The 24,287-nt window shown below is 66.9% G+C and carries 25 protein-coding genes; 12 read left to right on the top strand and 13 right to left on the bottom strand.

Annotation, left to right across the window (positions count from 1 at the left end):
• The 11 genes from IB255_RS29970 to IB255_RS29920 all read right to left on the bottom strand — a co-directional run.
• The coding region (locus IB255_RS29970; protein WP_225595108.1) for a hypothetical protein at nucleotides 1-340 on the bottom strand (340 nt) is incomplete at its 3' end.
• A gap of 162 nt (nucleotides 341-502) precedes the next feature.
• Nucleotides 503-1,513, bottom strand: a complete 1,011-nt coding sequence (locus IB255_RS29965; RefSeq protein ID WP_192211253.1) for a YeiH family protein — start codon at nucleotides 1,511-1,513, stop codon at nucleotides 503-505.
• Nucleotides 1,510-1,836, bottom strand: coding sequence for a Rieske (2Fe-2S) protein (locus IB255_RS29960; RefSeq protein WP_081516847.1), 327 nt, complete (start codon nucleotides 1,834-1,836; stop codon nucleotides 1,510-1,512). The genes IB255_RS29965 and IB255_RS29960 overlap by 4 nt, the downstream gene beginning before the upstream one ends.
• Nucleotides 1,833-2,498, bottom strand: coding sequence for a DsbA family protein (locus IB255_RS29955; protein WP_081516846.1), 666 nt, complete (start codon nucleotides 2,496-2,498; stop codon nucleotides 1,833-1,835). Before IB255_RS29955 ends, IB255_RS29960 begins: the two co-directional genes overlap by 4 nt.
• On the bottom strand, nucleotides 2,498-3,787 hold the full coding sequence (locus IB255_RS29950; RefSeq protein ID WP_081516845.1) for an MFS transporter: 1,290 nt from the start codon (nucleotides 3,785-3,787) through the stop codon (nucleotides 2,498-2,500). Before IB255_RS29950 ends, IB255_RS29955 begins: the two co-directional genes overlap by 1 nt.
• Nucleotides 3,788-3,877: 90 nt before the next feature.
• Nucleotides 3,878-4,930: a 3-keto-5-aminohexanoate cleavage protein gene (locus tag IB255_RS29945; protein ID WP_081516844.1), complete on the bottom strand. Its 1,053-nt coding sequence runs from the start codon at nucleotides 4,928-4,930 to the stop codon at nucleotides 3,878-3,880.
• 44 nt (nucleotides 4,931-4,974) lie between these two features.
• Nucleotides 4,975-5,823: a TauD/TfdA dioxygenase family protein gene (locus IB255_RS29940; RefSeq protein ID WP_192211252.1), complete on the bottom strand. Its 849-nt coding sequence runs from the start codon at nucleotides 5,821-5,823 to the stop codon at nucleotides 4,975-4,977.
• A gap of 10 nt (nucleotides 5,824-5,833) precedes the next feature.
• Nucleotides 5,834-6,814, bottom strand: coding sequence for a quinone oxidoreductase family protein (locus IB255_RS29935; RefSeq protein ID WP_081516842.1), 981 nt, complete (start codon nucleotides 6,812-6,814; stop codon nucleotides 5,834-5,836).
• A 231-nt stretch (nucleotides 6,815-7,045) separates the two neighbouring features.
• Entirely contained in the window at nucleotides 7,046-7,717 is a 672-nt protein-coding gene (locus IB255_RS29930; protein ID WP_192211251.1) for a DUF3313 domain-containing protein, read from the bottom strand.
• Between the two features lie 135 nt (nucleotides 7,718-7,852).
• Nucleotides 7,853-8,812, bottom strand: a complete 960-nt coding sequence (locus tag IB255_RS29925; protein ID WP_192211250.1) for an HlyD family secretion protein — start codon at nucleotides 8,810-8,812, stop codon at nucleotides 7,853-7,855.
• 3 nt (nucleotides 8,813-8,815) lie between these two features.
• Entirely contained in the window at nucleotides 8,816-9,184 is a 369-nt protein-coding gene (locus IB255_RS29920; RefSeq protein ID WP_192211249.1) for a DUF3302 domain-containing protein, read from the bottom strand.
• A gap of 222 nt (nucleotides 9,185-9,406) precedes the next feature.
• Between IB255_RS29920 and IB255_RS29915 the strand changes: the two genes are divergently transcribed.
• Nucleotides 9,407-9,592, top strand: a complete 186-nt coding sequence (locus IB255_RS29915; RefSeq protein WP_151186762.1) for a hypothetical protein — start codon at nucleotides 9,407-9,409, stop codon at nucleotides 9,590-9,592.
• Nucleotides 9,593-9,619: 27 nt separating this feature from the next.
• Here the strand turns inward: IB255_RS29915 and IB255_RS29910 are convergent, their stop codons facing one another.
• Nucleotides 9,620-9,850, bottom strand: coding sequence for a hypothetical protein (locus IB255_RS29910; protein WP_081516838.1), 231 nt, complete (start codon nucleotides 9,848-9,850; stop codon nucleotides 9,620-9,622).
• 168 nt (nucleotides 9,851-10,018) lie between these two features.
• Here IB255_RS29910 and IB255_RS29905 point away from each other — a divergent pair, with 168 nt between their 5' ends.
• From IB255_RS29905 to IB255_RS29880, 6 genes are all read left to right on the top strand, one after another.
• Nucleotides 10,019-11,020: an HlyD family efflux transporter periplasmic adaptor subunit gene (locus tag IB255_RS29905; protein ID WP_192211248.1), complete on the top strand. Its 1,002-nt coding sequence runs from the start codon at nucleotides 10,019-10,021 to the stop codon at nucleotides 11,018-11,020.
• Nucleotides 11,020-12,816, top strand: coding sequence for an ATP-binding cassette domain-containing protein (locus IB255_RS29900; protein ID WP_192211247.1), 1,797 nt, complete (start codon nucleotides 11,020-11,022; stop codon nucleotides 12,814-12,816). The genes IB255_RS29905 and IB255_RS29900 overlap by 1 nt, the downstream gene beginning before the upstream one ends.
• A complete protein-coding gene (locus tag IB255_RS29895; protein WP_081516835.1) occupies nucleotides 12,813-13,955 on the top strand; it encodes an ABC transporter permease in 1,143 nt (380 codons plus the stop codon). The genes IB255_RS29900 and IB255_RS29895 overlap by 4 nt, the downstream gene beginning before the upstream one ends.
• 5 nt (nucleotides 13,956-13,960) lie before the next feature.
• Nucleotides 13,961-15,064 carry an ABC transporter permease gene (locus IB255_RS29890; RefSeq protein ID WP_081516834.1) on the top strand — a complete coding sequence of 368 codons (1,104 nt, stop codon included), beginning with the start codon at nucleotides 13,961-13,963 and terminating at the stop codon, nucleotides 15,062-15,064.
• Nucleotides 15,065-15,132: 68 nt separating this feature from the next.
• Nucleotides 15,133-15,441: a hypothetical protein gene (locus tag IB255_RS29885; RefSeq protein ID WP_192211246.1), complete on the top strand. Its 309-nt coding sequence runs from the start codon at nucleotides 15,133-15,135 to the stop codon at nucleotides 15,439-15,441.
• A gap of 45 nt (nucleotides 15,442-15,486) precedes the next feature.
• Complete coding sequence (locus IB255_RS29880) at nucleotides 15,487-16,980, top strand: efflux transporter outer membrane subunit (RefSeq protein WP_192211245.1); 1,494 nt, start codon at nucleotides 15,487-15,489, stop codon at nucleotides 16,978-16,980.
• A 2-nt stretch (nucleotides 16,981-16,982) separates the two neighbouring features.
• Here IB255_RS29880 and IB255_RS29875 read toward each other — a convergent pair whose 3' ends face one another.
• Complete coding sequence (locus IB255_RS29875; protein WP_192211244.1) at nucleotides 16,983-17,603, bottom strand: DUF4157 domain-containing protein; 621 nt, start codon at nucleotides 17,601-17,603, stop codon at nucleotides 16,983-16,985.
• Nucleotides 17,604-17,875: 272 nt separating this feature from the next.
• Between IB255_RS29875 and IB255_RS29870 the strand changes: the two genes are divergently transcribed.
• From IB255_RS29870 to IB255_RS29850, 5 genes are all read left to right on the top strand, one after another.
• On the top strand, nucleotides 17,876-18,292 hold the full coding sequence (locus IB255_RS29870) for a YybH family protein (RefSeq protein WP_192211243.1): 417 nt from the start codon (nucleotides 17,876-17,878) through the stop codon (nucleotides 18,290-18,292).
• The gene (locus tag IB255_RS29865; RefSeq protein ID WP_081516829.1) at nucleotides 18,289-18,780 is read left to right on the top strand and encodes an AAA family ATPase; all 492 of its coding nucleotides are present in this window, start codon (nucleotides 18,289-18,291) and stop codon (nucleotides 18,778-18,780) included. The genes IB255_RS29870 and IB255_RS29865 overlap by 4 nt, the downstream gene beginning before the upstream one ends.
• Before the next feature lie 59 nt (nucleotides 18,781-18,839).
• A complete protein-coding gene (locus IB255_RS29860) occupies nucleotides 18,840-19,781 on the top strand; it encodes a class I SAM-dependent methyltransferase (RefSeq protein ID WP_192211242.1) in 942 nt (313 codons plus the stop codon).
• A 341-nt stretch (nucleotides 19,782-20,122) separates the two neighbouring features.
• Nucleotides 20,123-21,763: a VRR-NUC domain-containing protein gene (locus tag IB255_RS29855; RefSeq protein ID WP_192211241.1), complete on the top strand. Its 1,641-nt coding sequence runs from the start codon at nucleotides 20,123-20,125 to the stop codon at nucleotides 21,761-21,763.
• Entirely contained in the window at nucleotides 21,760-24,075 is a 2,316-nt protein-coding gene (locus tag IB255_RS29850; RefSeq protein WP_192211240.1) for an ATP-dependent DNA helicase, read from the top strand. The genes IB255_RS29855 and IB255_RS29850 overlap by 4 nt, the downstream gene beginning before the upstream one ends.
• Nucleotides 24,076-24,287: the final 212 nt, after the last annotated feature.

Here is a 24,287-nt window from a genome sequence, read left to right as displayed (position 1 = left end):
CGTCTGCCAGCAACAACTGGCTGTCGCCGAAGGTCTCGCCGTCGGTGCGCACATAGGCGTACAGCTGGCCATCTTCGGCTACGCCGTAGAGCTGGCTGTCCATGCCTTCGGCAAAGAAGTCCTGGATGGTCAGGTCGGGTTTGTCACTGCCCTCGAAGCTGACCAGCAGGTCCTTGCCGTCACGCTTGACGGTGATGTTCTCGGGGGAGACGTCGCTGTTTTCGACCTGGAGCAGGTACTTGGTACCGGCTTGCGCTTTGATCTTGCCACCAGCTTTGATTGCCTGCTTCTTGGCTGCGTTCTCAGTGACAGAGACCAAGACCACCTTTTCAATTGACATCAACTTACTTCCTTTAAGAAATCAATTCACCTCCAAATTTTAAGATTCATGGGGCCGAGGCTTCTGCCGGACGGGGACGGGCAAATGTAGGATTTCTCCGTAATACCTGTGTGCAAAAACGCCCCTGCAGAAAGGGGCGTTTGGGCGAGCTGCAGTGAGCCGTCAACCGGCCAGGCGCAACATCCCCAACACCAGCACCGCAAGGAACGCGGTCTCCCCCAGCATCAGCAGGATCGGCTTGATCCCCACCGTCGCTAGTGCCCGCAACTGGGTCTTCATGCCCAGCGCCGCGATGGCGATCACCAGGCACCACTGCGACAGCCTGCCACCCGCCTGCTGCACCAAGGGCGGCAGCCAGCCTGTGCTGTTCACCGCCGCCAGCAGCACGAAGCCCACGGCGAACCACGGCAGCAGCGGCGGACGCTGCTCGCCCGGTTCCACACCGCGGGCGCGGGTGATCATCGCCGCGCAGAGGATCACCGGCAGCAGCATCGCCACGCGCATCAGCTTGACCACCGTGGCGCTGTCGCCGACTTCCTTGGAGATGCTGTAGCCGGCGCCGACCACCTGGGCCACGTCGTGGATGGTGCCGCCGAGGAAGATGCCCGCCTGCAACGGCGGCAGGCCCAGCGACTTGACGATCATCGGGTAGAGGATCATCGCCAGGGTCGACAGCGCCGATACGCCGAGCACGGTGAACAGCGTGGCCTTTTCCTTCTGCGTGTGCGCCGGCAATGCCGCCGCCAGTGCCAGCGCCGCAGAGGCGCCGCAGATGGCCGTGGCGCCGCCGGTGAGCAGGCCGAAGAGGAAGTTGAAGCCCATGGCGCGGGCCGCGGCGATGGAGACCAGGATGGTCACCGTCACCAGCACCACCACCATGATCACCGGCTGCCAGCCCAGCTCGGCGATCTGCCCGAAGGTGATGCGGATGCCCAGCAGCGCCACGCCCAGGCGGAGGATTTCGCGGGCAGTGAACTCGATGCCGGCCTTGCACACGCTGTCGGCCGAAAGGAAGTTCATCGCCAGGCCGAGCAGCAGCGCGAAGAGCATCACCGGCGCGCCGTAGTGCTCGGAGAGGAAGGTCGCGGCGGCCGCCACCATGGCGCTGACCAGCAGACCCGGCAGCAGGGTGCGGCTGCGGGTGCCGAGGGCGGAAAGGGTCAGCGTGGTCATGCCGGCACCTCCTGCCGGGCCAGCACCACGTAGCACTCGTTGGCGCGCCATTCGATCTCATAGCGCTGCAGGCCGAAGCCCTTGATGCCCGCCGGGCAGCCTGTAGCCAGGTCGAAGCGCAGGCCGTGGGCCGGGCACTGCAGCCAGCGGCCGTCCAGGCGGCCGCTGAATAGCGAGGCGCCGGCATGGGGGCAACGGTCGTCGATGGCATGCAGTTCGCCGTCGATATCGAACAGCAGGATGATGCCCTTCTCGTGATGCAGCAGGCTGCGGCCGCCGCGCGCCGGCAGGCGGTCGGCGGGAATACGGATCGAGCAGCTCATGCCGGGATCGCCTCGGGGTGCTGTCGATCAATCGCTCGATGGAGGGCCGCCAGCAACTGCTCGGGGCTTTGCCCGCCGAGGGCGAAGGCGCGGCCTTCGAGGAGGAACATCGGCACGCTGGAATCGGCCAGGGCCACGCGGCGGCCGATGAACTGGCGCGCGCCGTCGGCCAGGGCGTCGTCGAAGTCGGCCACGTTGAAATCACAGGCACGCAGCAGGCGGCAGAGGGTTTCGCGGTTGCCGATATCCTGGCCCAGCTGGAAGTGCGCGCGGAAGATCATCTCCAGCAACTGCTCCTTCTGGTTCTCGCTGCCCACATGCACGGCGCGCTGGAATACCCGGTGGGCATAGGTGGTATTGGGCATGGTGAGGATGCGTTCGAGGTCCAGGTCGACCCTGGCGCCCTCGGCCGCGCGACGCACTTCACCCATCCGCGCACGCACGGCGCGCTTGCCGCCCAGGCGGCGCTGGTAGAACTCGGCGAAGGGTTCGCCTTCCATGGAAATCTGCGGCAGCAGCTGCAGGCCGAGCCAGTTCACCCGCACGTCCAGTTCCGGACGCTGGCGGGCCAGCAGGCGCAGCGCGACGTCAAGGTTGCGCTTGCCGATCAGGCACCAGGGGCAGATGAAGTCAAAGGTCATGTCCAGATTGAGAGTCGGCATCAGGCGCCCTCCTCTTCGCCGCGCAGGCGGCGGATATCGCTGTGGTAGTGGCGCCGGGCGTAGAGGAAGACCAGCGCGGCGAGAATGCTCAGCAAGGGGATGAGCTGGAAGGCACGGTCCAGGCCGATGCGGTCGGCCAGCACACCGGTGAGCAGCGGGCCGGGCGCCAGGCCCAGCAGGTTGTTGGCCAGGGTCAGGGTGGCGAAGGCGGTGCCATGCACGGCCGGCGCGGTGAGGTTGGCGACCATGGCGCCGGACGGCCCGGAGGTACCGGCCGCGACCAGCATGCCGAGGGCGATCAGGCTCAGTTGCGCAGTGCCCGGCGGCAGGTGGAAGGCCACCAACAGCAGCAGGCAGCTGGCCAGGCAGAAGCCGATGGCGAGGATGATCTTGCGCGGCGGGTTGCTGCGGCCCAGGCGGTCGCAGAGGATGCCGCAGAGCACCATGCCGCTGCCGCCGACCAGTACGATCACCGCGGAGATCATCCCGGCCTTGCCGGTGTCCAGGTGGTAGTAGCGGTTCAGGTAGCTGGGAATCCACACCATCACGGCGGCGGCGACGAACAGCTGCAGGCCGCTGCCCAGGTAGGCGGCGATCACCGAGCGGCTGCCGAACAGGCTGCGCAGCGAGCGCCCGCCGGCCTGGCGCGGCGCTTCGGCAGCGGCCACCGGGGCAATGCGCTTCTCGCTCACCACCAGCGGGTAGAGCAGCGCCAGCAGCAGGCCGAACAGCGCCATGCCGGCGAACGCCCAGCGCCAGCCCAGGTGCGCGGCGAGCACGCCGCCCAGGCCCATGCCGAGCACCGAGCCGAACATGCCGCCGGCCATGAAGGCGCCGGTCAGGGTGGCGCGCAGGTGCGCCGGGAATACCGAGATGACCACGGCGATACCGACGCTGCCGTAGGCGGCCTCGCCGACGCCGACGAAGAAGCGCGCGGCGAACATCTGCGGGAAGGTCTCAGCCACGGCGCAGCCAAGCGTTGCGAGGCTCCACAGCATGGCCATCAGCGCCAGGCTGCGTACGCGCCCCCAGCGGTCGGCGAGCAGCGAGAGCGGGAAAGTCAGCAGGCCGACCATCACCGCGACGATGCCGCTGAGCAGGCCCAGCTGCGCATCGCTCAGGGCCCATTCGACCTTGAGCAGCGGGAAGACGGCATTGAGCACCTGACGCGACATGTAATCGGAGATCAGCAGGCCGAAGGTCAGAGCGAACACCACCCAGGCATAGCGGCGCGGCACGCTGGGCACGGTGGCAGGGATGTCGCCCAGGGCGACGGAGTGGATGGCCATGGTGCTAGCTCTCCAGGTGGGTCAATGGATTCTTGTTGTTCTGGGATAAAAGCCGTGGCGCGGTACTGGCAGACCGCGCCACGGAGCCTGTCACGCGCGAAGCGGAACGGACTTCTGGCCCGGCTGGCGGTTGGGCGCCATGCCGTTCATGCGCAGGGTTTCTTCCACGCTGTCGTACTGCACGCCGATCTTGTAGATGGCGCGTGCTTCCTTGCCGCTGGCGACCTCGCGGCCCAGTTCATGGGCGACGCGGACGCACTGCTGGATCTGTTCCACCGAGGTCATGCGCTGGCCGTGCTGGCCGATGATGGTGTCCTCGATGCCGCAACGCGGGTGCAGCCCCATGGCCATCGCCATCATGTTGAACGGCAGGACGTTCTTGAGCAGCGACTCGGCGGTGACGGTGGCGCCGTCCGGTGCGCGGTGCACGAAGTTCATGAAGTTGAACGGGTTGGGGCCGTCGAAGCCGCCGCCGATGCCAATCCAGGTCAGGTTCAGCGGGCCCTTGTAGACGCCCTTGCGCACCAGGCGCTCGAGGGTTTCCAGGGCATGCATGCCGGTCAGCTGGAAGTGCGGCTGGATGCCGGCGGCCTGCAGTCGCTTCAGGTGCTCCTCGACCCAGGCCGGGCCGGCCGGCACGGTCATCTCGCTGTAGGCCGCCTGGTAGAGCGGGTTCTCCAGGGAGGTACCTTTCAGGTACTCCGGATAGAGCAGCTCCATGATGTTCATCTGGGTGGTGTTGATCGCCACCGTCACCTGGTCGGGCTTGGGAGTCAGCTCGGCGAGCATGTGGCGGGTGTCGTCGGACAGCCACTTGGCCGCTTCGCCGTCGCTTTCCGGGGCGAAGGAAATCGAGCCGCCGACCTGGATGATCATGTCCGGCACGGCTTCGCGCACGCCAGCGATCAGCTCGTTGAACTTGGACAGGCGCTTGGAGCCCTTGCCGTCCAGCTCGCGGACGTGCAGGTGGAGCACGGTGGCGCCAGCCTCGTAGCAGTCAACGGCCTTCTGGACCTGCTCGTCCATGGTCACCGGAATGTCTTCGGGGAAGTCCTCGGGCATCCATTCGGGGCCGTAGGGAGCGGTGGTGATGACCACCTTGTCCTGGTTCTCGGGGTGCAGCGAATCGTCGAAGAATTGCATGTCGGTCTCCGTAATTGTTTTTGTCAGAAGTCTTTCTTCAGGGATCAGAACGGCTTGTCGCCGATGATTCCGGCGCGTTCCATGCGGCGCACGCAGGGCGGGTAGTCCATCACCGCGTAGTGCTGGGTACAGCGGTTGTCCCAGATCGCCACATCGTTCTTCTTCCAGCGCCAGCGCACCTGGAATTCGGGGATGTACACCTGGCTCACCAGGTAGCGCAGCAGGTCGGCTGCGCCGGGGTTGGCGTCCTGGCCGAAGCGCACGTTCTGTGGCGTGTGGTAGTTGCTGAAGTGGGTGGTGAAGGCATTGACGAACAGCACCTTCTCGCCGGTTTCCGGGTGAGTACGCACCACCGGGTGCTCGGCGTCGGGGTACATGGCCTTGAGCGCCAGGCGCTTCTCGATCGGCATCGCCGCGCCGAAGCTGGCCTCGATGCTGTGGCGCGCGCGCAGCTTGGCGATGCGCTCCTTGATCTCGGCCGGGAGCATGTCGTAGGCCAGGGCCATGTTCGCCCACATGGTGTCGCCGCCCACCGGCGGGCACTCCACGCAGCGCAGGACGCAGCCCAGGGGCGGCACCTCGCGCCAGGTGGCGTCTGTGTGCCAGGCGTTCTCGTAGCGGTCGTTGGGCAGGTCCGGAGTCTTGTAGATGCGCACCAGGCCCGGGTGCTCCGGGTCACTGCCGGCCACCGGGTGGTCTTCCAGTTCACCGAAGCGGCGGGCAAATGCCACGTGCTCGGCACGGGTGATGTCCTGGTCGCGCAGGAACAGCACCTTGTACTTGAGCAGCAGCTCGCGCAGCTCGGCGAACAGGCCTTCATCGCGGGAGGCGTCGCCCAGGTTCACCCCGGAGATTTCGGCGCCGATGCTGCAGGTCAGACGTTCTACGTGCATGGCGGCGCCCTCAGATGACGAAGATCGACGAGCCGGTGGTCTTGCGCGACTCGAGGTCGCGGTGGGCCTGCACGGCATCTTCCAGCGCATAGTGCTGGTTGATCTCGATGCGGATGTCGCCGTTGCCCACATGGGTGAACAGCTCGTCCAGCAGCGCCGCCTTTTCCGCCGGGTCGGCGATGTAGTCGGCCAGGGCCGGGCGAGTGAGGAAGAGCGAGCCCTTCATCGCCAGCAGCACCGGATCGAACGGCGGGATCGGGCCCGACGCGGTGCCGACGCAGACCATCAGGCCACGACGCTTGAGCGACTCCAGGGAGGTCATGAAGGTGTCCTTGCCGACGCTGTCGAAGACCACGTCCACACCACGGCCATCGGTCAGTTCGCGCACGCGCTCGGCGACGCCTTCCTGGCTGTAGTTGATGACGTGCTCGCAACCGTGGGCGAAGGCGATCTCGGCCTTGGCGTCGCTGGAGACGGTGCCGATCACCCGCAGGCCGAGCAGCTTGGCCCACTGCGAGACGATCAGACCGACACCGCCGGCGGCGGCGTGCAGCAGGATGCTCTGGCCCGGCTTGAAGTCGTGTATGCGACGCAGCAGGTAGGCCGAGGTCAGGCCGCGCATGGTCATGGCGGCGGCGGTCTCGAAGGCGATGTTCTCCGGCAGACGGATCAGCGGCGCCGCCGGTACCAGGCGCTCGGTGCTGTAGGCGCCGAGGGTGTTGATGAAGCCGGTGTAGGTGACTCGGTCACCGGGCACGACGTTGGTCACGCCCTCGCCCACCGCCACCACCACGCCGGCGGCTTCCACGCCCATGCCGCTGGGCAGCGGAACGGCGTAGGTGCCATTGCGGAAATAGGTGTCCGCATAGTTCAGGCCCACCGCCACATGGCGAATGCGCACTTGCCCCGGGCCGGGCTCGCCGACCTCCACGTCCTCGTAACGCAGGACTTCGGGTCCCCCTGTTTCATAGAAACGAACGGCTTTGGCCATGGCCGGAATCTCCAGTTGTCTTGTTGTCTTGGGCGCCCCGTTTGGAGCAGGCAAGCGCCCTTTGAGCGGACAATAGGCAGGGGCCGGGCGGGAAGCTTCACATCGTGCGACAGGGGCTTTTCATTTCATGACAGGCCGATGCGACGCCACGCTGGGCGCCGCATGGAGAGCAGGTTTGCCAGTGCTGGTGCAGGCCCTGGCGGACGAGCGGGATTGCTTGAATGACGAGAACTACTTGAGTTCGCGCAACTTGCTGTAGGTCAGGCGCATGTCGCGGGCCCAGCCGTCGAGCACGCCCTTGAAGTCGCTGGCGGCCATGGCCTGGCTGTCGTTCTCCAGCGCATGCCCGGTGCCTTTGCGCACTACCTGGGCGACCACACGGCTGGAGGGGCCGTCGAGAATCGCCGCTTCGGTGGCGATCTGGGTGTCCTGGTCGCGGATGCCGGTAGCGGTGCTGACCCCGGCGGCGATCAGGGCGATCGGGATGACTTCATAGGGTTTGAGCGTCTGGGTGTGGCTGCTCACCGCGGTGATCGCCGGACGTAGCACCAGGGTGCCCGGGCCGGGCTTGTCGACGACCTGCAGCACCTGGCCCAGCTCGCGGCGCAGCGCCTTGTCGTAGTAGTCGGTGATCTGCGTCATGGTCGCTTGCGAGAGCTGATCGGTGGCCTTGGGCGCCGGGTAGAACTGCGAGCGCTCGATGACGATGCTGCGGTAGTTCATCAGGTTCAGCTTGGGGTCGATCCAGGCCAGGACCTTGGTGCCCGCGGCGTTTTCCTGTTCGGTGAGACGGGAGTAGTCATACAGGAAGCCGGAGTATTCCTCCGGCTGGACCTGTTTTTCCGCGCAGCCTTGCAGAAACGGCAACAGCAGCAGGGACAACAACGCGACATAGGACTTCATAGGGTTCTCCGGTTGAGCTATCGATGTCGCCAGGTTGTACGGCAGGAGACTGCACTACCCCCTCCCCCGTGTTGTTCACGCGCAGACGGACGCCCACGCGCAGGCGCCCCCGTGGGGGCGCCGCAATGCCGCGAATCAGTGGAACGGGAAGATGTAGTTCATCCAGGCCGCCATGCGCAGGAGGATCTTGCGCATGATCGCCACATGGTGGAAATGCTCGCTGTAGAGCGCCGCCTGGCCGTAGGAGCCGCCGGGCATGATGTTCGCGTACGGGGTGAAATCCGGGTCGGTGATCTTGATCAACACCGGTACCCGCCCCGGCGGCGGGGAGCCGGTGTAGCTGATCAGGGTGCCGGAAGGCTGCACCTGGCCCTCGCCGATCACCGGCAGGACCTTGTCCACGGTGCCGGCGAAGACCCTGCCGGGTATGCCGTCGAAGGCGACTTCGGCCTCGTCGCCGACGGTCAGGCGCAGCTGGCTGTTCTGGCGCATCCAGGCGGTGAAATACGGGCCTTCATCCGGCACGAAGACCATCGAGGGGCGCAGCGGCAAGCGGCTGGCCATCATCCCGGGACGCAGCGACACGTGGCTGACGAAGCCCCGCGAGGGCGCGCGCACCACGGTGTTGTCCAGGTTGAACTGAGCCAGGGCCACCTGCGCGTTGAGGTCATCGACGCGGGCGGTGGTCAGGTCCACGTCGCGTTTGTTGCCGACGTTGCGCAGCGCCAGCTCACGGGCGCGGGCCTGGTCGGCGCGCGCCGAGACCAGTTGCGCCTTGAGCGAATCCAGCTTGAGCTGGAAGGGTTTGGGATCGATGCGGAACAGCACGGCTCCCTTCTCGATGATCTCGTTCCCCTTGACCGGCACCTCCACCACTTGCCCGGTAACCACCGGGATCACCGGCGTGGTGACGAAGTAGGTGCGCGCCACCTCGGAATACGGGTGGTTGTAATTCATCAGGAAGATCAGCGTACCGATCAGCACGATGCCGCCGAGCGCGGCGGTAGGTACCGTCCACTTGTTCAGCGGGATGCGGAAGATCTTGAAGATGGCGACGCAGAAGGCGGTGTAGGTGAGGATCAGCAACAGGTCCATGGCTCAGCCCTCCCCGCCCGGTTGAGTGGTTGCCGGTGCGGCAGGCGAGCTCTGGCGGCCTTCCAGCGCATCCAGGCGCTGACGCAGCTCGGCCAGCTGCTGTTCCAGGTATTGCGCCTCCTGCGCCGGCGTCTTGCCGTGATGGAAGCCCCAGCCCCGGTCCTCGCGGTACAACATGGCCCAGATCCACAGGAACGGCCACAGCGCATGCAGCGTGAAAAGGCTTACCCAGCCGGCCGCGTGGATCGCGTCCTGGTGGGGATGGTTGCGGTGTACCGCAATCTCATAAGGAATGTCGTGCAGCACGATGATCCCGTAGAACAGTACCAATCCGACAAAGATCAGTACCCCCAGCGCAAAATAGTCGAGCATCCCGCCCTCCTTGTTCCCCCGAGCACAACGCCGGAGCGAGTCGCCTGAGTATGGTTGATCCATGGCAATCTGCACGATCGTAACCGCGCGAAAACAGCGGGATTTCAAGCGATTGCCAGGGAAACCGGCGGGCCGGTTGCGGCGCCCCCATTCGTCCGACCGGCCGGCTCACCGGCGGGTTTTCGTTTTCACTGGAAGGACGGCTCACCAGGAGCAACCACCATGGGAAAAACCACCGCTCTACTCATGATCGGCGCGCTGGCCGTGCTGCTGGGCGGCTCGTCCTGCGGCAGCCACAACGACCACGACGCACCACGCCCGCCGCCCATGGAAGAGGGCCAGATGGGCTACCGGAACATCCCGCAGCAGCAGATGCAGCCGCAGGTGCAGTCCATTCCGCGGCGCTGAGCCGTATCGGCCCAGTACCGGTGGCTCCTACACAGGCTTCGGCCGCATCAGGATGAACCGCGCCACCACCAGCGCCAGCGCGCCGACCACAGCGAAGGCGACAATGGTCGCCACACCGCCATCGCGCTGCAGGAAGTCGGTCAACGCCGCAAGCCCCACGGCCAGGAACAGCAGCACCAGGCCGAACCATTGAATCCGCTGGGCGCGCAGGTACAAGGACGCCCGGTGCGCGCTCGTGGTGTTTTCGTCTTTGCCCATGGCGGCATCTCCATCGGGATGTCTCTCCACGCTAACAGGCGACGCCCCCAGCGGCACGGCAACTGACGAAGGGCAGGCTCTGCGACGCGGGGTAGCGGCCTGCGTCAGAGTCCTGGGGCGAATAACTGTCTATCCTTCTCCGGGCTGTCATGAATCAGGGATGGGCCGATGCCTAAGAAGCTGGTGCTGGTGGCGCTCGTTGCGCTGCTGCTGGGGGGCGGGCTGTGGTGGTACCTGCAGTCCCGCGAAAGTGATGACAAACGCCTGGTGCTCTACGGCAACGTGGACATCCGTCAGGTGTCGCTGGCCTTCACCGGCAGCGAGCGCATCGCGAAGATGAATGTCGAGGAAGGCGACGTGGTGAAAGCCGGCGACGTGCTGGCCAGCCTGGACACCCGCGCCCTGCGCCTGCAGATCGACAAGGCCCGGGCACAGATTGCCGCCCAGGAGCAGAACCTGCTGCGCCTGAAGAACGGCTCGCGCCCCGAGGACATCGACCGGGCGAAAGCCCAGGACAAGGCCGCCCGCGCCCAGCTCGACCTTGCCAACACCCAGTTGCGCCGGCTGGAGAGCATCCGCGCCAACAGCCCCGGCGGCCGCGCCGTCAGCCAGCAGGACATCGACAGTGCCACCTCGCAGCAGAAGGTCGCCCAGGCCGAGCTGGAAGACCGGCAGAAGTCCCTGCGCCTGGCGCAGATCGGCCCGCGCGCGGAAGACATCGCCCAGGCCGACGCCCAGCTCGCCGCCGCCCGTGCGGACGTGGCGCTGCTGCAGCACAACCTCGATGAAGCCGACCTCAAGGCGCCGCAGAACGCCACCGTGCGCTCGCGCCTGCTGGAGCCCGGCGACATGGCCTCGCCGCAGCGCCCGGTGTACTCCCTGGCGCTGACCGATCCGAAATGGATCCGCGCCTACGTCAGCGAAACCAACCTGGGCCGCATCAAGCCCGGCCTGAAGGCCCAGGTATTCACCGACAGCCACCCGGACCAGGCCATCGACGGCCATGTCGGCTTCATTTCCTCGGTGGCCGAGTTCACACCCAAGTCGGTGCAGACCGAGGAACTGCGCACCAGCCTCGTCTACGAGGTGCGCGTGCTGGTGGCCGACCCGGACAACCGCCTGCGCCTGGGCATGCCGGCCACGGTGCGCTTCGCCGACGAGCCGCGCTGATGTCTGACGCTCCAGTAATTCGCGCCGAGGGCCTAGCCAAGCACTTTCTGGTGAAAGAGTCGGGCAAGACCGTGCAGGCGCTCAAGGACATCAGTCTGGACATCCCGCGCGGCCAGCTCACCGCGCTGGTGGGCCCGGACGGCGCCGGCAAGACCACCTTCCTGCGTCTGGTCGCCGGGCTGCTGCAGGCCGACGCCGGCACGCTCACGGTGCTGGACGTGGACGTCCACGCCCACCCGCAGCAGGTGCAGGACCGTATCAGCTACATGCCGCAGCGCTTCGGCCTCTACGAGGACCTGAGCGTGCAGGAGAACCTCGACCTCTACGCCGACCTCCACGGCGTGCCGCACAAGGAGCGCCAGGAGCGCTACCAGCGCCTGCTGGAGATGACCGACCTGGCACGTTTCACCGATCGCCCGGCGGGCAAGCTCTCCGGCGGCATGAAACAGAAGCTGGGCCTGGCCTGCACCCTGGTGCGCTCGCCGGACCTGCTGCTGCTCGACGAGCCCACCGTCGGCGTCGATCCGCTGTCGCGCCGCGAGCTGTGGGAGATCATCCAGCAACTGATCGAGCAGGAGCAGCTCAGCGTGCTGGTCTCCACCTCCTACATGGACGAAGCCGAGCGCTGCGCCGAAGTCTTCCTGCTGCACCAGGGCCAGCTGATGGCCAAGGGCGACCCGGCGTCGATCCGCGAACACGCCGACAACCTCTGTTTCATCGCCACCCCGCCCGCCGACGAGCCCGCACGCACCCTGCAGGCGCGGCTGCTGGACGACCACCAGAACATCGTCGACGCGGTGCCGCAGTCCGGCGAGGTGCGTTTCATCCGTCAGCCGGACGCCGACCAGGGCAAGCTCGAGCAGATGCTCGACGGCGCACCGGTACGCCAGGTGGACGCGCGCCTGGAAGACGGCTTCATGTTCCTCCTGCGCGCCCGCAGCGATGCCGAAGCCGTCGACATGGAATCCCTGAAAGCCGGTACTCACCGTCATGACGACAGCAACGAAGCAGTGATCGAAGTGAAGGACCTGGTGCGCAAGTTCGGCGACTTCACCGCCGTCGCCAGCACCAGCTTCAGCGTGCGCCGCGGGGAAATCTTCGGCCTGCTCGGGCCCAACGGCGCCGGCAAGACCACCACCTTCCGCATGCTCTGCGGGCTGCTGCCGGCCACCAGCGGCACTCTGCAGGTCGCCGGGGTCAACCTGCGCCACGCGCGGGCCCAGGCGCGGCGCAAAGTCGGCTACGTGTCGCAGAAGTTCTCCCTCTACGGCAACCTCTCGGTCGCCGAGAACCTGCGCTTCTTCGGCGGCGCCTATGGCCTGGGCGGCAAGCGCCTGAGCCAGCGGATGGACGCGGTGTCCCGGCAGTTCGACCTCAGCGGCCAGGAGGACTCGCCCAGCGGCCAGCTGCCCGGCGGCTTCAAGCAGCGCCTGGCGATGGCGGTCGGGCTGCTCCACGAGCCGGAAATCCTCTTTCTCGACGAACCCACCAGCGGCGCCGATCCCCTCGCCCGCCGGGGCTTCTGGCAGCGCATCACGGCGCTGGCGGCCTCTGGCACCACCATCATCATCACCACCCACTTCATGGAAGAGGCCGAGTACTGCGACCGCATCGTCATCCAGGATGCCGGCAAGCTGCTGGCCATGGGCACCCCGCAGGAAGTCCGCGAACAGGCCGGCGGCAAGGGCAGCACGCTGAACATGGAGCAGGCTTTTATCCAGATCGTTGAAAGCAATCGCCTTGAGAGCAATCGCGTCGAAAGCAACAGCCATCCGGCCAAGGCGGGCGCGGCATGAGCGCCGGCGGTTTCTGGCGGCGCCTCGCCTCGCTGACGCGCAAGGAAGTGCGGCAGCTGGTGCGCGACCGCAGCAACCTGCTGATCGGCATCGGCCTGCCCATCGCGCTGATCCTGATCTTCGGCTACGGCCTGTCGCTGGACGTGAAGCGCGCCATCGTCGCCATCGTCCTCGACGACCCGTCCCCCGTGGCCCGCGACGTGGCTGCCGGGATCAGCCGCACCGAGTACCTGGAGCCTCACCTGGTGCGCTCCTTCGCCGAAGGCGAGGCGCTGATGAAGGCGCGCGAGGTGGACGCGCTGGTGCAGTTCCCTGCCGATTTCACCCGCCGCCTGAACGACGGCAACGCGCAGGTCCAGGTACTTGTGCAGGGCTCGGATGCCACCCGCGCCGCCAGCGTATCCACCTACGTCAGCAGCGCCCTGGCCGGCTATGGCGAGAAGCAGGCCGACCGCAGCGCCGGCAGCACGGCCCAATCCACGGATCAGCGCGGCGCGGTCACCATCGTCCAGCGCATGTGGTTCAACGCCGCCAACACCAGCACCTGGTACCTGGTGCCGGGGCTGATCGTGCTGATCATGACCCTGGTCGGCGCCTTTCTCACCGCGCTGGTGATGGCTCGCGAATGGGAGCGCGGCACGCTGGAGGCGCTGTTCGTCACGCCGGTGCGGCCAGTGGAAATCCTCCTGGCGAAGATCATCCCCTGCTTCGGCATCGGCATGATCGGCCTCGCCCTGTGCCTGCTCGCCGCGCGTTTCCTGTTCGACGTGCCGATCTACGGCTCCTTCGTCGTGCTGGTGATCGCCTCGATGCTCTACATGCTGGTGGCGCTGGGCATCGGCCTGCTGATCTCGGCGGTGACCAAGAACCAGTTCCTCGCCAGCCAGATCGCCCTGCTCGCCAGCTTCCTGCCGGCGATGATGTTGTCGGGCTTCATCTTCGACCTGCGCAACGTGCCCACCGCGATCCGGGTGATCGGCAACCTGCTGCCGGCAACCTACTTCATGGAGCTGGTGAAATCCCTGTTCCTGGCCGGCGACTTCTGGCCGATGATCCTCAAGAACTGCGCCATCCTCGCCGCCTACGCCGTCGCCCTGCTGGGCCTGGCGCGGATGGTGACGCGCAAGCGGCTGGACTGAATCCCATGGAATTTCTCTGGCGCATCCTCAACCTGTGGCGCAAGGAACTGCTGGTGATCCTCAAGGACCCGGCCAACCGCATCGTGCTGGTGGCGCCGGTGCTGATGCAGAGCGTGCTGTTCGGCTACGCGGTGACCTTCGACCTCAACGATGCGCCCTACGCCATCCTCGACCTGAGCCACAGCGAATCCTCCACCCGCCTCGCCTCGCGCCTGGACGGCAGCGGTATCTTCCACCGGGTGGCGACGCTGACCCGCGTGGAGGAAATCCAGACGGTGATCGACGAGCAGAAGGCCCTGCTGGTGATCCATATCCCGTCGGATTTCCAGACCCGCCTGGCGCAGGGCGACCCGGCGCCGATCCAGGTCATCCTCGACGGGCGCAACTCCAACACCGCCGGCTCCGCCGCTGCCGGGCTGGCCGTGGTGGTCGGGCAGTTCAACCAGGAACAGGGCCTGGCCTCGGCGCCCATCAGCGTGGTCAGCCGCTCCTGGTACAACCCCAACCTGGAGACCCGCTGGCCGCTGATCCCGGCGCTGATCGCCACCCTGAGCATGATGCAGACGCTGATGCTCACCGCGCTCTCGGTGGCCCGCGAACGCGAACAGGGCACCTTCGACCAGTTGCTGGTGACGCCCTACACGCCGCTGGAGATCATGCTCGGCAAGGCCATTCCGCCCCTGCTGATCGGTATGCTGCAGGCCACACTGGTGCTGCTGATGGCGCTGTTCTGGTTCCGAATACCCATGGCCGGTTCGCTGTTCAACCTCTACGCCGGGCTGGCGGTATTCACCATCGCCTGTGTCGGGCTGGGCATGTCGATCAGCGCGGTGTCGCTGAACATGCAACAGGCAATGCTCTACACCTTCGTGCTGATCATGCCGCTGACGCTGCTCTCCGGCCTTGCCACGCCGGTGCGCAACATGCCCGAATTCCTGCAGGTGGTGACCTACGCCAACCCGCTGCGCTTCGGCATCGACCTGATCCAGCGCGTCTACCTCGAAGGCGCGACCCTGGCCGATGTCTGGCACAACCTGATTCCCATGCTGGTGGTGGCCGCCGTCACCCTCCCGCTCGCCTCGTGGCTGTTCCGCCACCGGCTTGCGTAGTCGATCACTGGAGATGGCCCCGCGATGCAATACCCTCACCCGGAACCCCACTTCAGAAGCCGCCACCCATGAGCGAAACCAGCCAATTCGTCGTCTTCGCCGTCACCCAGCTCGCCCTGCCGTTCGGGCTGGGCTACCTGTACTGCCGCCGCAAGGGCATCGCCACCGACACCTGGCGAGCCGGCGGCATCTACCTGATCGCCCTGTCGCTGGCGATGCTGTTCTTCATCGGCCTGCTCGGTCTGCCGACCCATGTGAAAAACGTCGGCATGGTCAGCAACCGCTCCATGGGCCTGACGCTGGGCCTCGCCGGCATTGCCGCAGGCCTGCTGCTGGGTTACGTCGCACGGCGTTTCGAGGGCTCGTCCGATGACTAGCGCCCAGCGAATCTGAAAAGGTGCAATTCTGAAAAGGTGCCATCGATGAACCGCACGTCTCGCCTCGTCTCCCTCGCCCTGCTCGGCACAGGCCTCGCCGGCTGCGCCGTCGGCCCCGACTACGAAGCGCCGCGAACCCAGGCGCCAGCCAGCTGGCAGGCCGCGCACTCGGGCGATGCGCAGTTGCACCCCGCCCAGGGCGATGTCCACCTCAGCGAAGACTGGTGGACGCTGTTCAACGACCCGGTGCTGAACAACCTGCAACGCCGCGCCGACAAGGCCAGCCCCGACCTCAACAGCGCCGTGCTGCGCTTCGCCCAGAGCCGCATGCAGCGGCAAATGGTGGCGGCCCAGCGTGGCGTGGATGTCAACGCTTCCGGCGGCGTGACCCGCCAGCGCATGAGCGAGAACGGCGCCAACGCGCTGATGATCCAGCGCATCGCCCCCGGCGCCAGCAGCGACGAGATCAGCAAGGTGCTGGCGCAGCCCTTCACCCTTTACCAGGCCGGTTTCGACGCCTCCTGGGAGCCCGACCTGTGGGGCCGCGTGAGCCGCTCCATCGAAGCCGCCGATGCCAGCGTGGCGGCGCAGCAGGCGATGTTCGAGGAAACCCGCCTGGGCGTCTCGGCCGAACTGGCCCGCGCCTACTTCGAGCTGCGCGGCGTACAGCAGCAGATCGTCGTGGCCAATCAGGACATAGTCGCCACCGAGCAGTCCCTGCAACTGATCCAGGTGCGCGCCGACGGCGGCCTGGTGGACGACTTCGACGTCGAACGCCAGCGCGGCCAGCTCGCCGACCTGCGCTCCAGCCTGCCGCAGCTGCACGCCAGCGAGAGCGCGGCGATCAACCAGATCGGCGTGCTGATCGGCGCCGAGCCCGGCAGCCTGCGCGATGACCTGAAGCCCGTCGCGCAGACCACTGCGCAAACGCCCGACCTGAGCCTCGGCCTGCCGTCGGAAGTGGCCCGCCGTCGCCCGGATATCCGCGCCGCCGAGGCCCAGCTGCACGCCGCCACCGCCAACATCGGCGTGGCCGTGGCAGACCTCTACCCGTCCATTCGCCTGGGCGCGAGCTTCGGCTACGAGTCCGCCGACGATGGCAAGTTCAGCGACTGGGGCAGCCGCACCTGGAGCGTTGGCCCGAGCCTGTCGCTGCCGATCTTCGACAACGGCCGGCGGCGCTCGCAGATCAACCTGCGCAAGCTGGAGCAGCAGGAAGCGGCGGTGTCCTACCAGCAGACCGTGCTCAAGGCCTGGCAGGAAGTGGACGATGCCCTCAACCACTACGGCGCCGAGCGCCAGCGCAACCAGCGCCTGCAGGAGAAGCTGCACAGCAGCGACGTCGCCTATGGCATGGCCAAGGCGCGCTATGCCGGCGGCATGACCGACTTCCTGGTGGAGCTGGACGCCCAGCGCGCATTCCTGCAGTCGCGCCGCGATGTGGTGGACAGCGATACCCAGCTGCGCCTGACGCTGATCGCCCTGTGCAAGGCGCTCGGCGGCGGCACGCCGGCGCCGGTGGCCAGCGCCAGCCGCTGAGGTCAGTTCTGCTGTGCGGTGACCTTGCCGTCGCGCAGGTCCTTGGCGACCCGGCGCTGCATCTCGTAGGCCGGTGCCTCCACGGCATCGAAGTCCTCGGAGTAGCGCGTGGCAAAGCCCTGCACGCCCCACTCCTGGTACTGCTTCACGTGCCACAGTTCGTGGGCCCAGAGGGCAACGTCATTCTGCGCGTCGTCCTCGCTGCGGAAGACGATCACGTCCACCAGGGTGACCGCCTCGGTGTCGGGATTCTGCATGATCGCCTGGGCAGCGTTCAGCTCGTCCAGCGCACCGGTGGAATAGCGCGCGGCCATCAGCACGTCGTCAGAGAAATACGGCTGCAACTGGGCGCGGATCTCCAGCGGGATCGGCTCGGTGCCGCCCTGCGCCGCCTGTTCGCGGGACTGCTGCAGCCACACGCCCAGCGCCTGGGCGGCCATCTTGCGGGTATCCGACAGCACCGGGCCGAGCACTGCGCCCAGGTCCGGCAGGCAGGTGCAGGTATCCAGGCAGACCTGGCGCTGCCCCGGCGGGCAGGTCGCGGCAAGGGCATCGACGGACGCGGCCAACCCGGCGAGCAGCGCCAGGGCGTGCAGGAAGCGGGTTGCGAGGGGGGATGGCATGAAAAGACTCCGCTACAACGTGGAGAAAGGCATGGTGCTCAGACCATGGCGCGGCGCGATCATGCCATGCCGCCAGCAAAAAAAGAGCGCTGGCGCGACGTATGAAACTTCTGATAGCTTCTGAGCCATGAATGCCGCCAATCGCACCTTCCAGCAGATTATTACCACCATCGCTCCGATGGTGGGTTAGCGCATTCCGCGAACAACCAAACCCGCCTCCCGGCGGGTTTTTTAATGCCCGCCGTCCGAGGCTCCCGATCGAGGAGACACTGATGGACCAGGCACCTTCCCCCGCTCTTTCCCCGGAGCTGCACCCCCTGCAAGCGCTCATCCAGGCCGCCGACGACGCCATCGGTCGCGAGGACTTCGACGCGCTGCTCGGGTTCTACACCGAAGACGCCCTGCTGGTGGTCAAGCCCGGCCTGCTGGCACGCGGCAAGGCGCAGATCCGCCAGGCCTTCGTCGCCATCGCCGAGCACTTCGGGCACAACCTGCGGGTGCGCCAGGGGCGCCTGGACATCCTCGAAACCGGCGACACCGCGCTCGTTGTCGCGCAAACCCTGCTGGATACCAGTCACGGCAAGCTGAGCCGCCGCGCCACCTACGTGTTCCGCCGCGAAGCCGACGGCGCCTGGCGTTGCGCGGTCGACAACTCCTACGGCACCGACCTGCTGGAGGCCACCACATGAATACACAGACAGGCACGCTGCACCTGCTGTGCGGCAAGGCGGCGTCGGGCAAATCCTGCCTCGCCCGCGAACTGGCGGAGGCACCGGGCACCGTGATGCTGGCCGAGGAGCAGTGGCTGGCCGAGCTGTTCCCCTGGGGCATCAGCAACCCCGACGACTACCAGCTCTACGCCCGCCGCGTGCGCAAGGTCATGGGCCCGCACGTGGTCGGCCTGCTCCGCGCCGGCACCAGCGTGGTGCTGGACATCCCCGCCAACACCCTGGCCGACCGCCGCTGGCTGATCGACCTGGCGCAGCAGGCCGGTGCGGCGCACTGCCTGCATTTTCTCGACGTCGACCCGGCCACCTGCCGCAGCCGCCTGCTGGCGCGCCACGCCATCGCCCCACTGGCCGCGCCGCTGGACCCGGCCGGTTACGAGGCGCTCAACCGCTACTTCGTCGCCCCGCGCCCGGAGGAAAAACTGCAGGTGCAGCGCCATGGCGCCTGAGCGCGTAGAATCGCCGCCCCGATTTGCCCCAATCGCCTGAATTCAGAAAGACCGGATAGATGAACACCGAAGCCATCGCTACCCTGCGCGAGCAACTGCTCACCGCCCTGAACCCCGCCCCTGCGGAAACCCGCCGCCTGTTCCACGGCCGCGGCCGCCGCTGGCCGGGGCTGGAGCAGGTCACCGCCGACTGGCTGGAAGGCGTGCTGCTGGTGTCGCTGTTCCGCGAGCCCGCCGAAGACGAGCTGAGCGCGCTGCGGGCGATGCTGGTGGAGCTGGCGCAAGGCGATGTCTGGCGCGCTACCGGCGCCCGCAGCCTGATGCTGCAGCACCGCTACACCCTGGAAAGCACCATGGAAGTGCTCCACGGCGAAGCCTTCGACGGCTGGCAGATCAGCGAGCATGGCCTGCGCTACCAGCTGGACCTGGGCCGCAAGCAGAACAACGGCCTGTTCCTCGACATGCGCTACGGCCGCCAGTGGGTGCAGGCTAACTCCGCCGGGTTGCGCGTGCTCAACCTGTTCGCCTACACCTGCGGCTTCTCCGTGGCGGCGATGGCCGGCGGCGCGCAGAAGGTGGTCAACCTCGACATGGCCCGCGCCGCGCTCAGTCGTGGCCGCGACAACCACCGCCTGAACGGCCACGACCTGTCGAAGGTGAGCTTCCTCGACCACGACCTGTTCAAGTCCTGGGGCAAGGTGAAGAAGTCCGGCCCGTACGACCTGATCATCATCGACCCGCCGAGCTTCCAGAAAGGCAGCTTCGTCCTCGACAAGGACTACGCCCGCGTCCTGCGCCGCCTGCCGGAACTGCTGGATGGCGCCGGCACCACCGTGCTGGCCTGCGTGAACGACCCAGGCATCGGCGTGGACTTCCTGCTCCGGGGCATGGCCGCCGAGGCGCCGCAGCTGCGCTTCATCGAACGCCTGGAAAACCCGCCGGAGTTCGCCGACATCGAGGAAGACAGCGGCCTCAAGGCGCTGGTGTTCCGGTTGGACTGATCCACCACTTCACCACGCCTGGCATTGAACGGCGGATAACCGTGAACGGTTATTCGCCCTACGAACGAGCGCTCCGACTGAGTCACCCGTAGGGCGCATAACGCCTACAGCGTTATCCGCCGCCCTACCGCAAACCCGGCGTCCACTGTAGGAGCGAGCTTGCTCGCGAACCCCGCTTCACGCCGGCCTATCCGGTGCAATGCGTTCGCGCGCAAGAACTGGGCGCCCCCCTCGCTCCTACAGAAAAGCCCAACTTCTCCCGATGAAAGGCCGTACCAACCCTTGCGGCCAAGCCACCATCACGCCATCCTTGCCACTGTATGTAAAACCAGTGCCTGCAGATGCCCGCGCCGCTCGACCCCAACCTCTATTACCTGACCAACTTCCACCGCGCCCTCGACTGGATCGACGAACGCTACGCCGACCTGCTTGACGCCGAGGAAGCCCGGTTCATCGCCGATTTCCGCGCGCTGCCGCTGCCGTCGCGGGCGCTGCTGGTGCGGCTGGTGATGCGCAAGGGGCCGCACTTTCGCGCCGGCAAGCTGAGCTACGCGGAGATCGGCGACATCCCCAGCGCCGCCGCGCCGCTGCTGGAACTGGGCTGGCTGGACGATGCCTACCCTCTCGCGCTGGAAGAGTTGCTGCCACTGCTGCTCAAGGACGAACTGCTCGCGCGCTTCCGCGCTGACCTGCCGCGCGGCGCGCTGAAGAAGGCCGAGCTGTACGAGCACCTGCACGCCTACCACGAGCAGGTACAACCCTTCGCCGGCTGGTACCCGGAGCTCGACCAACTCTACACGCTGATGGCGACGCCGTTGTGCGATCGCCTGCGTCTGCTGTTCTTCGGCAACCTGCAGCAGGACTGGTCCGAATTCGTCCTTGCCGACCTCGGCATCTTCCGTTACGAAACCGTCCCTTTCACTGCCGACTCCCGAGCCTTCCGCCGCCGCGATGACCTTGAGGCCTACATCCACCTGTGGAACGGCGCGGTGCGCTTCGAAACCGGCGAACCCATCGCCGAACTGCTGGCCGAACTGGGTGACTTCCACAGCGACAACAGCTATCTGCAAGCCCGCCACGACCGCCTGCTGTACCGCATGGCCTACCAGCTGGAGCGCGAAGGTGAGCTGGACGCCGCACTGGCGCTTTACCAACGCACCACCGCCGGGGGCTCGCGGCAGCGGCAGATTCGCGTGCTGGAACGCCTGCAACGCTTCGAGGAAGCCCATGCGCTGGTGCAAGCCGCCCTGGCCGCGCCGGAAAGCGACGGCGAGCTGCAGTTGGTCGAGCGTGCGCTGACCCGGCTGGTCCGCCAGCTCGGGCTGCCAAAGGAAAAAACCGCCAAGGCCGCGCCGCCGCTGCGCATCGACCTGGAGCTGCCGCGCCCGGACGTCAACGTCGAATTCGCCGTGCAGGCCGTGCTTCACGAAGACAAAGCGCCGGTTTACTACGTGGAGAACGCGCTGATCTGCAGCCTGTTCGGCCTGCTCTGCTGGGAGGTGATCTTCGCCCCGCTGCCCGGCGCCTTCTTCCACCCCTTCCAGGTCGGGCCCAGCGATCTCAACCGCAGCGACTTCGTCAGCCGCCGCACGGAAGCCTTCGCCGCACGCCTGGCGTTGCTAGACAGCGATGCGTACCTGAAGGCGATCCGCGAAACCTGGGCCGCCAAGACCGGCATCCTCTCGCCCTTCGTACACTGGGAGCTGCTCGACGAAAACCTGCTGGAGCAGGCCCTGCACTGCCTGCCGGCGGCGCACCTGAAGCTGTGGTTCGAGCGCCTGCTGGCCGACCCGAAGGCCAACCGCGCCGGCATGCCCGACCTGATCCAGTTCTGGCCCGCCGAGGCGCGCTACCGGATGATCGAGGTGAAAGGCCCCGGTGACCGCCTGCAGGACAACCAGAAGCGCTGGCTGGCCTTCTGCGCCGAGCACGGCATGCCAGTGGAAGTCTGCTACGTGCGCTGGCAGGGCGAGGTCGAATGAGCTACGCCATCGCCGTGCGCGCGCTCTGCGAATTCACCGCCAAGGAAGGTGACCTCGACCTGCGCTTCACCCCCGCCCCCACCGCCCAGGAAGGCATGGCCGGCCACGCCACGGTGGTCTCCCGCCGCGGGCTGGGCTACATCGCCGAGCTGCCGCTGCGCGGCGAATATCCGGGGCTGGTGGTCAGCGGCCGCGCCGACGGCTACGACCCGAACGAAAACCTGCTGGAAGAGATCAAGACCCACCGCGGCGACGTCGCGCGCATCCCGCAGAACCACCGGCTGCTGCACTGGGCGCAGGTGAAGGTATATGGCTGGCTGCTGTGCCAGACCCTGGAGATCGACGCCATCGATCTCGCCGTCGTCTACTTCAACGTCATCACCCAGAAGGAAACCGAGTTCCGCGAGCGCTTCGCCGCCGCCGAGCTGCGCGCCTTCTTCGAGCTGCAATGCCAGCGCTTCGTGCAATGGGCCGAGCAGGAAAGCGCCCACCGCGTCGAACGCGACCAGGGGCTGGAGACGCTGCGCTTCCCCTACGCCGATTTCCGCCAGGGCCAGCGCATGCTCGCCGAATCGGTGTACCGCGCCGCCCGCGACGGCCAGACGCTGATGGCGCAGGCCACCACCGGCATCGGCAAGACCCTCGGCACGCTGTTCCCGCAGCTCAAGGCCTTCCCCGGCCAGCAGCTGGACCGCCTGTTCTTCCTCACCGCCAAGACCCCCGGCCGGCGCCTGGCGCTGGACGCCCTGGCGACCCTGCGCCAGCAGGAGGCCGCCCAGCCGCTGCGGGTGCTCGAGCACGTCGCCCGCGACAAGGCCTGCGAGCACCCGGACAAGGCCTGCCACGGCGAATCCTGCCCGCTGGCCAAGGGGTTCTACGACCGCCTGCCCGCCGCCCGCGAGGCCGCGCTCAAGCAGTGCTGGCTGACCCAGGAGGCGGTGCGCAAGGTGGCGCTGGAGCACCAGGTCTGCCCCTACTACCTGAGCCAGGAACTGTGCCGCTGGTCCGACGTGGTGGTGGGCGACTACAACTACTACTTCGACATGACCGCCCTGCTCTACGGCCTCACCGTGCTCAACGACTGGAAGGTCACCCTGCTGGTGGACGAGGCGCACAACCTCATCGAGCGCGGCCGCGGCATGTACAGCGCCGAGCTGGACCAGGGCGAGTTCAACGCCCTGCGCAAGGTCGCCCCGGCCAAGCTGAAGAGCGCGCTGGAGCGCGTCGGCCGGCACTGGAACCAGCTGCACCAGGACCAGGACGTCGATTACCAGATCTACCCGACCATCCCCGACCTGTTCATCGCCGCGTTGCAGAAGGCCGTCAGCGCCATCACCGACCACCTCACCGACCAGCCCACCGGCAACGAGGCCGAGCTGTTGAGCTTCTATCTCAACGCCATGCTGTTCTGCCGGCTGGCCGAGGCCTACGGGCCGCACTCGCTGTTCGACATCACCCGCCACGACGTCAGCGCGCGCCGCGTGCTCTCAACCCTGTGCCTGCGCAACGTGGTGCCGGCGCCCTTCCTCGCCGAGCGCTTCAAGGTGGCCCACAGCACCACGCTGTTCTCCGCCACCCTGACCCCGGCGCACTACTACGCCGACCTGCTCGGCCTACCCGAAGACACCGGCTGGCGCGAGGTGGAGTCACCCTTCCACGCGCAGCAGCTGGAAGTCCACGCGCTGAGCAACCTCTCTACTCGCTACCAGCACCGCGAGGCCAGCCTCACGCCGATCAGCACGCTGATGGCCCGGCAGTTCCGTGCGCGCCCCGGCAACTACCTGGCCTTCTTCAGCAGCTACGCCTACCTGCAACAGGCGCTGGACCGCTTCACCGCCGAGCACCCGGACATCCCGCACTGGGCCCAGTCGCGCAGCATGAACGAACTGGAGCGCCAGGCCTTCCTCGACCGCTTCACCACCGGCTCGCGCGGCATCGGTTTCGCCGTGCTCGGCGGTGCTTTCGGCGAAGGTATCGACCTGCCGGGCGAGCGCCTGATCGGCGCCTTCATCGCCACGCTGGGGCTGCCGCAGGTGAACGAGGTCAACGAAGAGATCAAGCAGCGCATGCAGGGGATGTTCGGCGACGGCTACGACTACACCTTCCTGTTCCCCGGCTTGCAGAAGGTCGTTCAGGCGGCGGGCCGGGTGATTCGCACGCCGACGGATTCGGGGGTGATCTATCTGCTCGACGACCGTTTCAACCAGCCGGCGGTGCGGAAGTTGCTGCCGGGGTGGTGGAAGCCGGAGCGACTGAAGTTCATCGCCGATCCGCCTCGGTTCAAGGCGCCGCAGGGGTATCTGCTGCTGTAGTGCTCTTTTGTAGGATGGGTGGAGCGCAGCGATACCCATGCTGTCGGTGCGCCGGCATCGATGGGTATCGCTGCGCTCCACGCCATCCTACGTTCGTGCTCCGCCGTGATTCAGGTGCGAGCGGAAACTCTGGTCGCGGGCATGGCCCGCTCCTACAGTGAGCCACCCAACGTCCGTCAGTCCAACCGCCATTGACGGCGCCTTCCCACCGG

Source organism: Pseudomonas sp. PDM22, assembly GCF_014851965.1.
Classification (GTDB): Bacteria; Pseudomonadota; Gammaproteobacteria; order Pseudomonadales; family Pseudomonadaceae; genus Pseudomonas.
This window is presented reverse-complemented; position numbering and strand designations above follow the sequence as displayed.

What these genes read in the sequence shown, in the direction of transcription:
- IB255_RS29895 (WP_081516835.1), top strand. Translation starts at nt 12,813, where the DNA reads ATGAGCGCCGGCGGTTTCTGGCGGCGCCTCGCCTCGCTGACGCGCAAG.
- IB255_RS29935 (WP_081516842.1), bottom strand. Translation starts at nt 6,814, where the DNA reads ATGGCCAAAGCCGTTCGTTTCTATGAAACAGGGGGACCCGAAGTCCTG.
- IB255_RS29955 (WP_081516846.1), bottom strand. Translation starts at nt 2,498, where the DNA reads ATGCCGACTCTCAATCTGGACATGACCTTTGACTTCATCTGCCCCTGG.
- IB255_RS29930 (WP_192211251.1), bottom strand. Translation starts at nt 7,717, where the DNA reads ATGAAGTCCTATGTCGCGTTGTTGTCCCTGCTGCTGTTGCCGTTTCTG.
- IB255_RS29945 (WP_081516844.1), bottom strand. Translation starts at nt 4,930, where the DNA reads ATGCAATTCTTCGACGATTCGCTGCACCCCGAGAACCAGGACAAGGTG.
- IB255_RS29875 (WP_192211244.1), bottom strand. Translation starts at nt 17,603, where the DNA reads ATGCCATCCCCCCTCGCAACCCGCTTCCTGCACGCCCTGGCGCTGCTC.
- IB255_RS29860 (WP_192211242.1), top strand. Translation starts at nt 18,840, where the DNA reads ATGAACACCGAAGCCATCGCTACCCTGCGCGAGCAACTGCTCACCGCC.
- IB255_RS29940 (WP_192211252.1), bottom strand. Translation starts at nt 5,823, where the DNA reads ATGCACGTAGAACGTCTGACCTGCAGCATCGGCGCCGAAATCTCCGGG.
- IB255_RS29920 (WP_192211249.1), bottom strand. Translation starts at nt 9,184, where the DNA reads ATGCTCGACTATTTTGCGCTGGGGGTACTGATCTTTGTCGGATTGGTA.
- IB255_RS29915 (WP_151186762.1), top strand. Translation starts at nt 9,407, where the DNA reads ATGGGAAAAACCACCGCTCTACTCATGATCGGCGCGCTGGCCGTGCTG.
- IB255_RS29855 (WP_192211241.1), top strand. Translation starts at nt 20,123, where the DNA reads ATGCCCGCGCCGCTCGACCCCAACCTCTATTACCTGACCAACTTCCAC.
- IB255_RS29910 (WP_081516838.1), bottom strand. Translation starts at nt 9,850, where the DNA reads ATGGGCAAAGACGAAAACACCACGAGCGCGCACCGGGCGTCCTTGTAC.
- IB255_RS29900 (WP_192211247.1), top strand. Translation starts at nt 11,020, where the DNA reads ATGTCTGACGCTCCAGTAATTCGCGCCGAGGGCCTAGCCAAGCACTTT.
- IB255_RS29870 (WP_192211243.1), top strand. Translation starts at nt 17,876, where the DNA reads ATGGACCAGGCACCTTCCCCCGCTCTTTCCCCGGAGCTGCACCCCCTG.
- IB255_RS29905 (WP_192211248.1), top strand. Translation starts at nt 10,019, where the DNA reads ATGCCTAAGAAGCTGGTGCTGGTGGCGCTCGTTGCGCTGCTGCTGGGG.
- IB255_RS29925 (WP_192211250.1), bottom strand. Translation starts at nt 8,812, where the DNA reads ATGGACCTGTTGCTGATCCTCACCTACACCGCCTTCTGCGTCGCCATC.
- IB255_RS29965 (WP_192211253.1), bottom strand. Translation starts at nt 1,513, where the DNA reads ATGACCACGCTGACCCTTTCCGCCCTCGGCACCCGCAGCCGCACCCTG.
- IB255_RS29890 (WP_081516834.1), top strand. Translation starts at nt 13,961, where the DNA reads ATGGAATTTCTCTGGCGCATCCTCAACCTGTGGCGCAAGGAACTGCTG.
- IB255_RS29880 (WP_192211245.1), top strand. Translation starts at nt 15,487, where the DNA reads ATGAACCGCACGTCTCGCCTCGTCTCCCTCGCCCTGCTCGGCACAGGC.
- IB255_RS29865 (WP_081516829.1), top strand. Translation starts at nt 18,289, where the DNA reads ATGAATACACAGACAGGCACGCTGCACCTGCTGTGCGGCAAGGCGGCG.
- IB255_RS29950 (WP_081516845.1), bottom strand. Translation starts at nt 3,787, where the DNA reads ATGGCCATCCACTCCGTCGCCCTGGGCGACATCCCTGCCACCGTGCCC.
- IB255_RS29885 (WP_192211246.1), top strand. Translation starts at nt 15,133, where the DNA reads ATGAGCGAAACCAGCCAATTCGTCGTCTTCGCCGTCACCCAGCTCGCC.
- IB255_RS29960 (WP_081516847.1), bottom strand. Translation starts at nt 1,836, where the DNA reads ATGAGCTGCTCGATCCGTATTCCCGCCGACCGCCTGCCGGCGCGCGGC.
- IB255_RS29850 (WP_192211240.1), top strand. Translation starts at nt 21,760, where the DNA reads ATGAGCTACGCCATCGCCGTGCGCGCGCTCTGCGAATTCACCGCCAAG.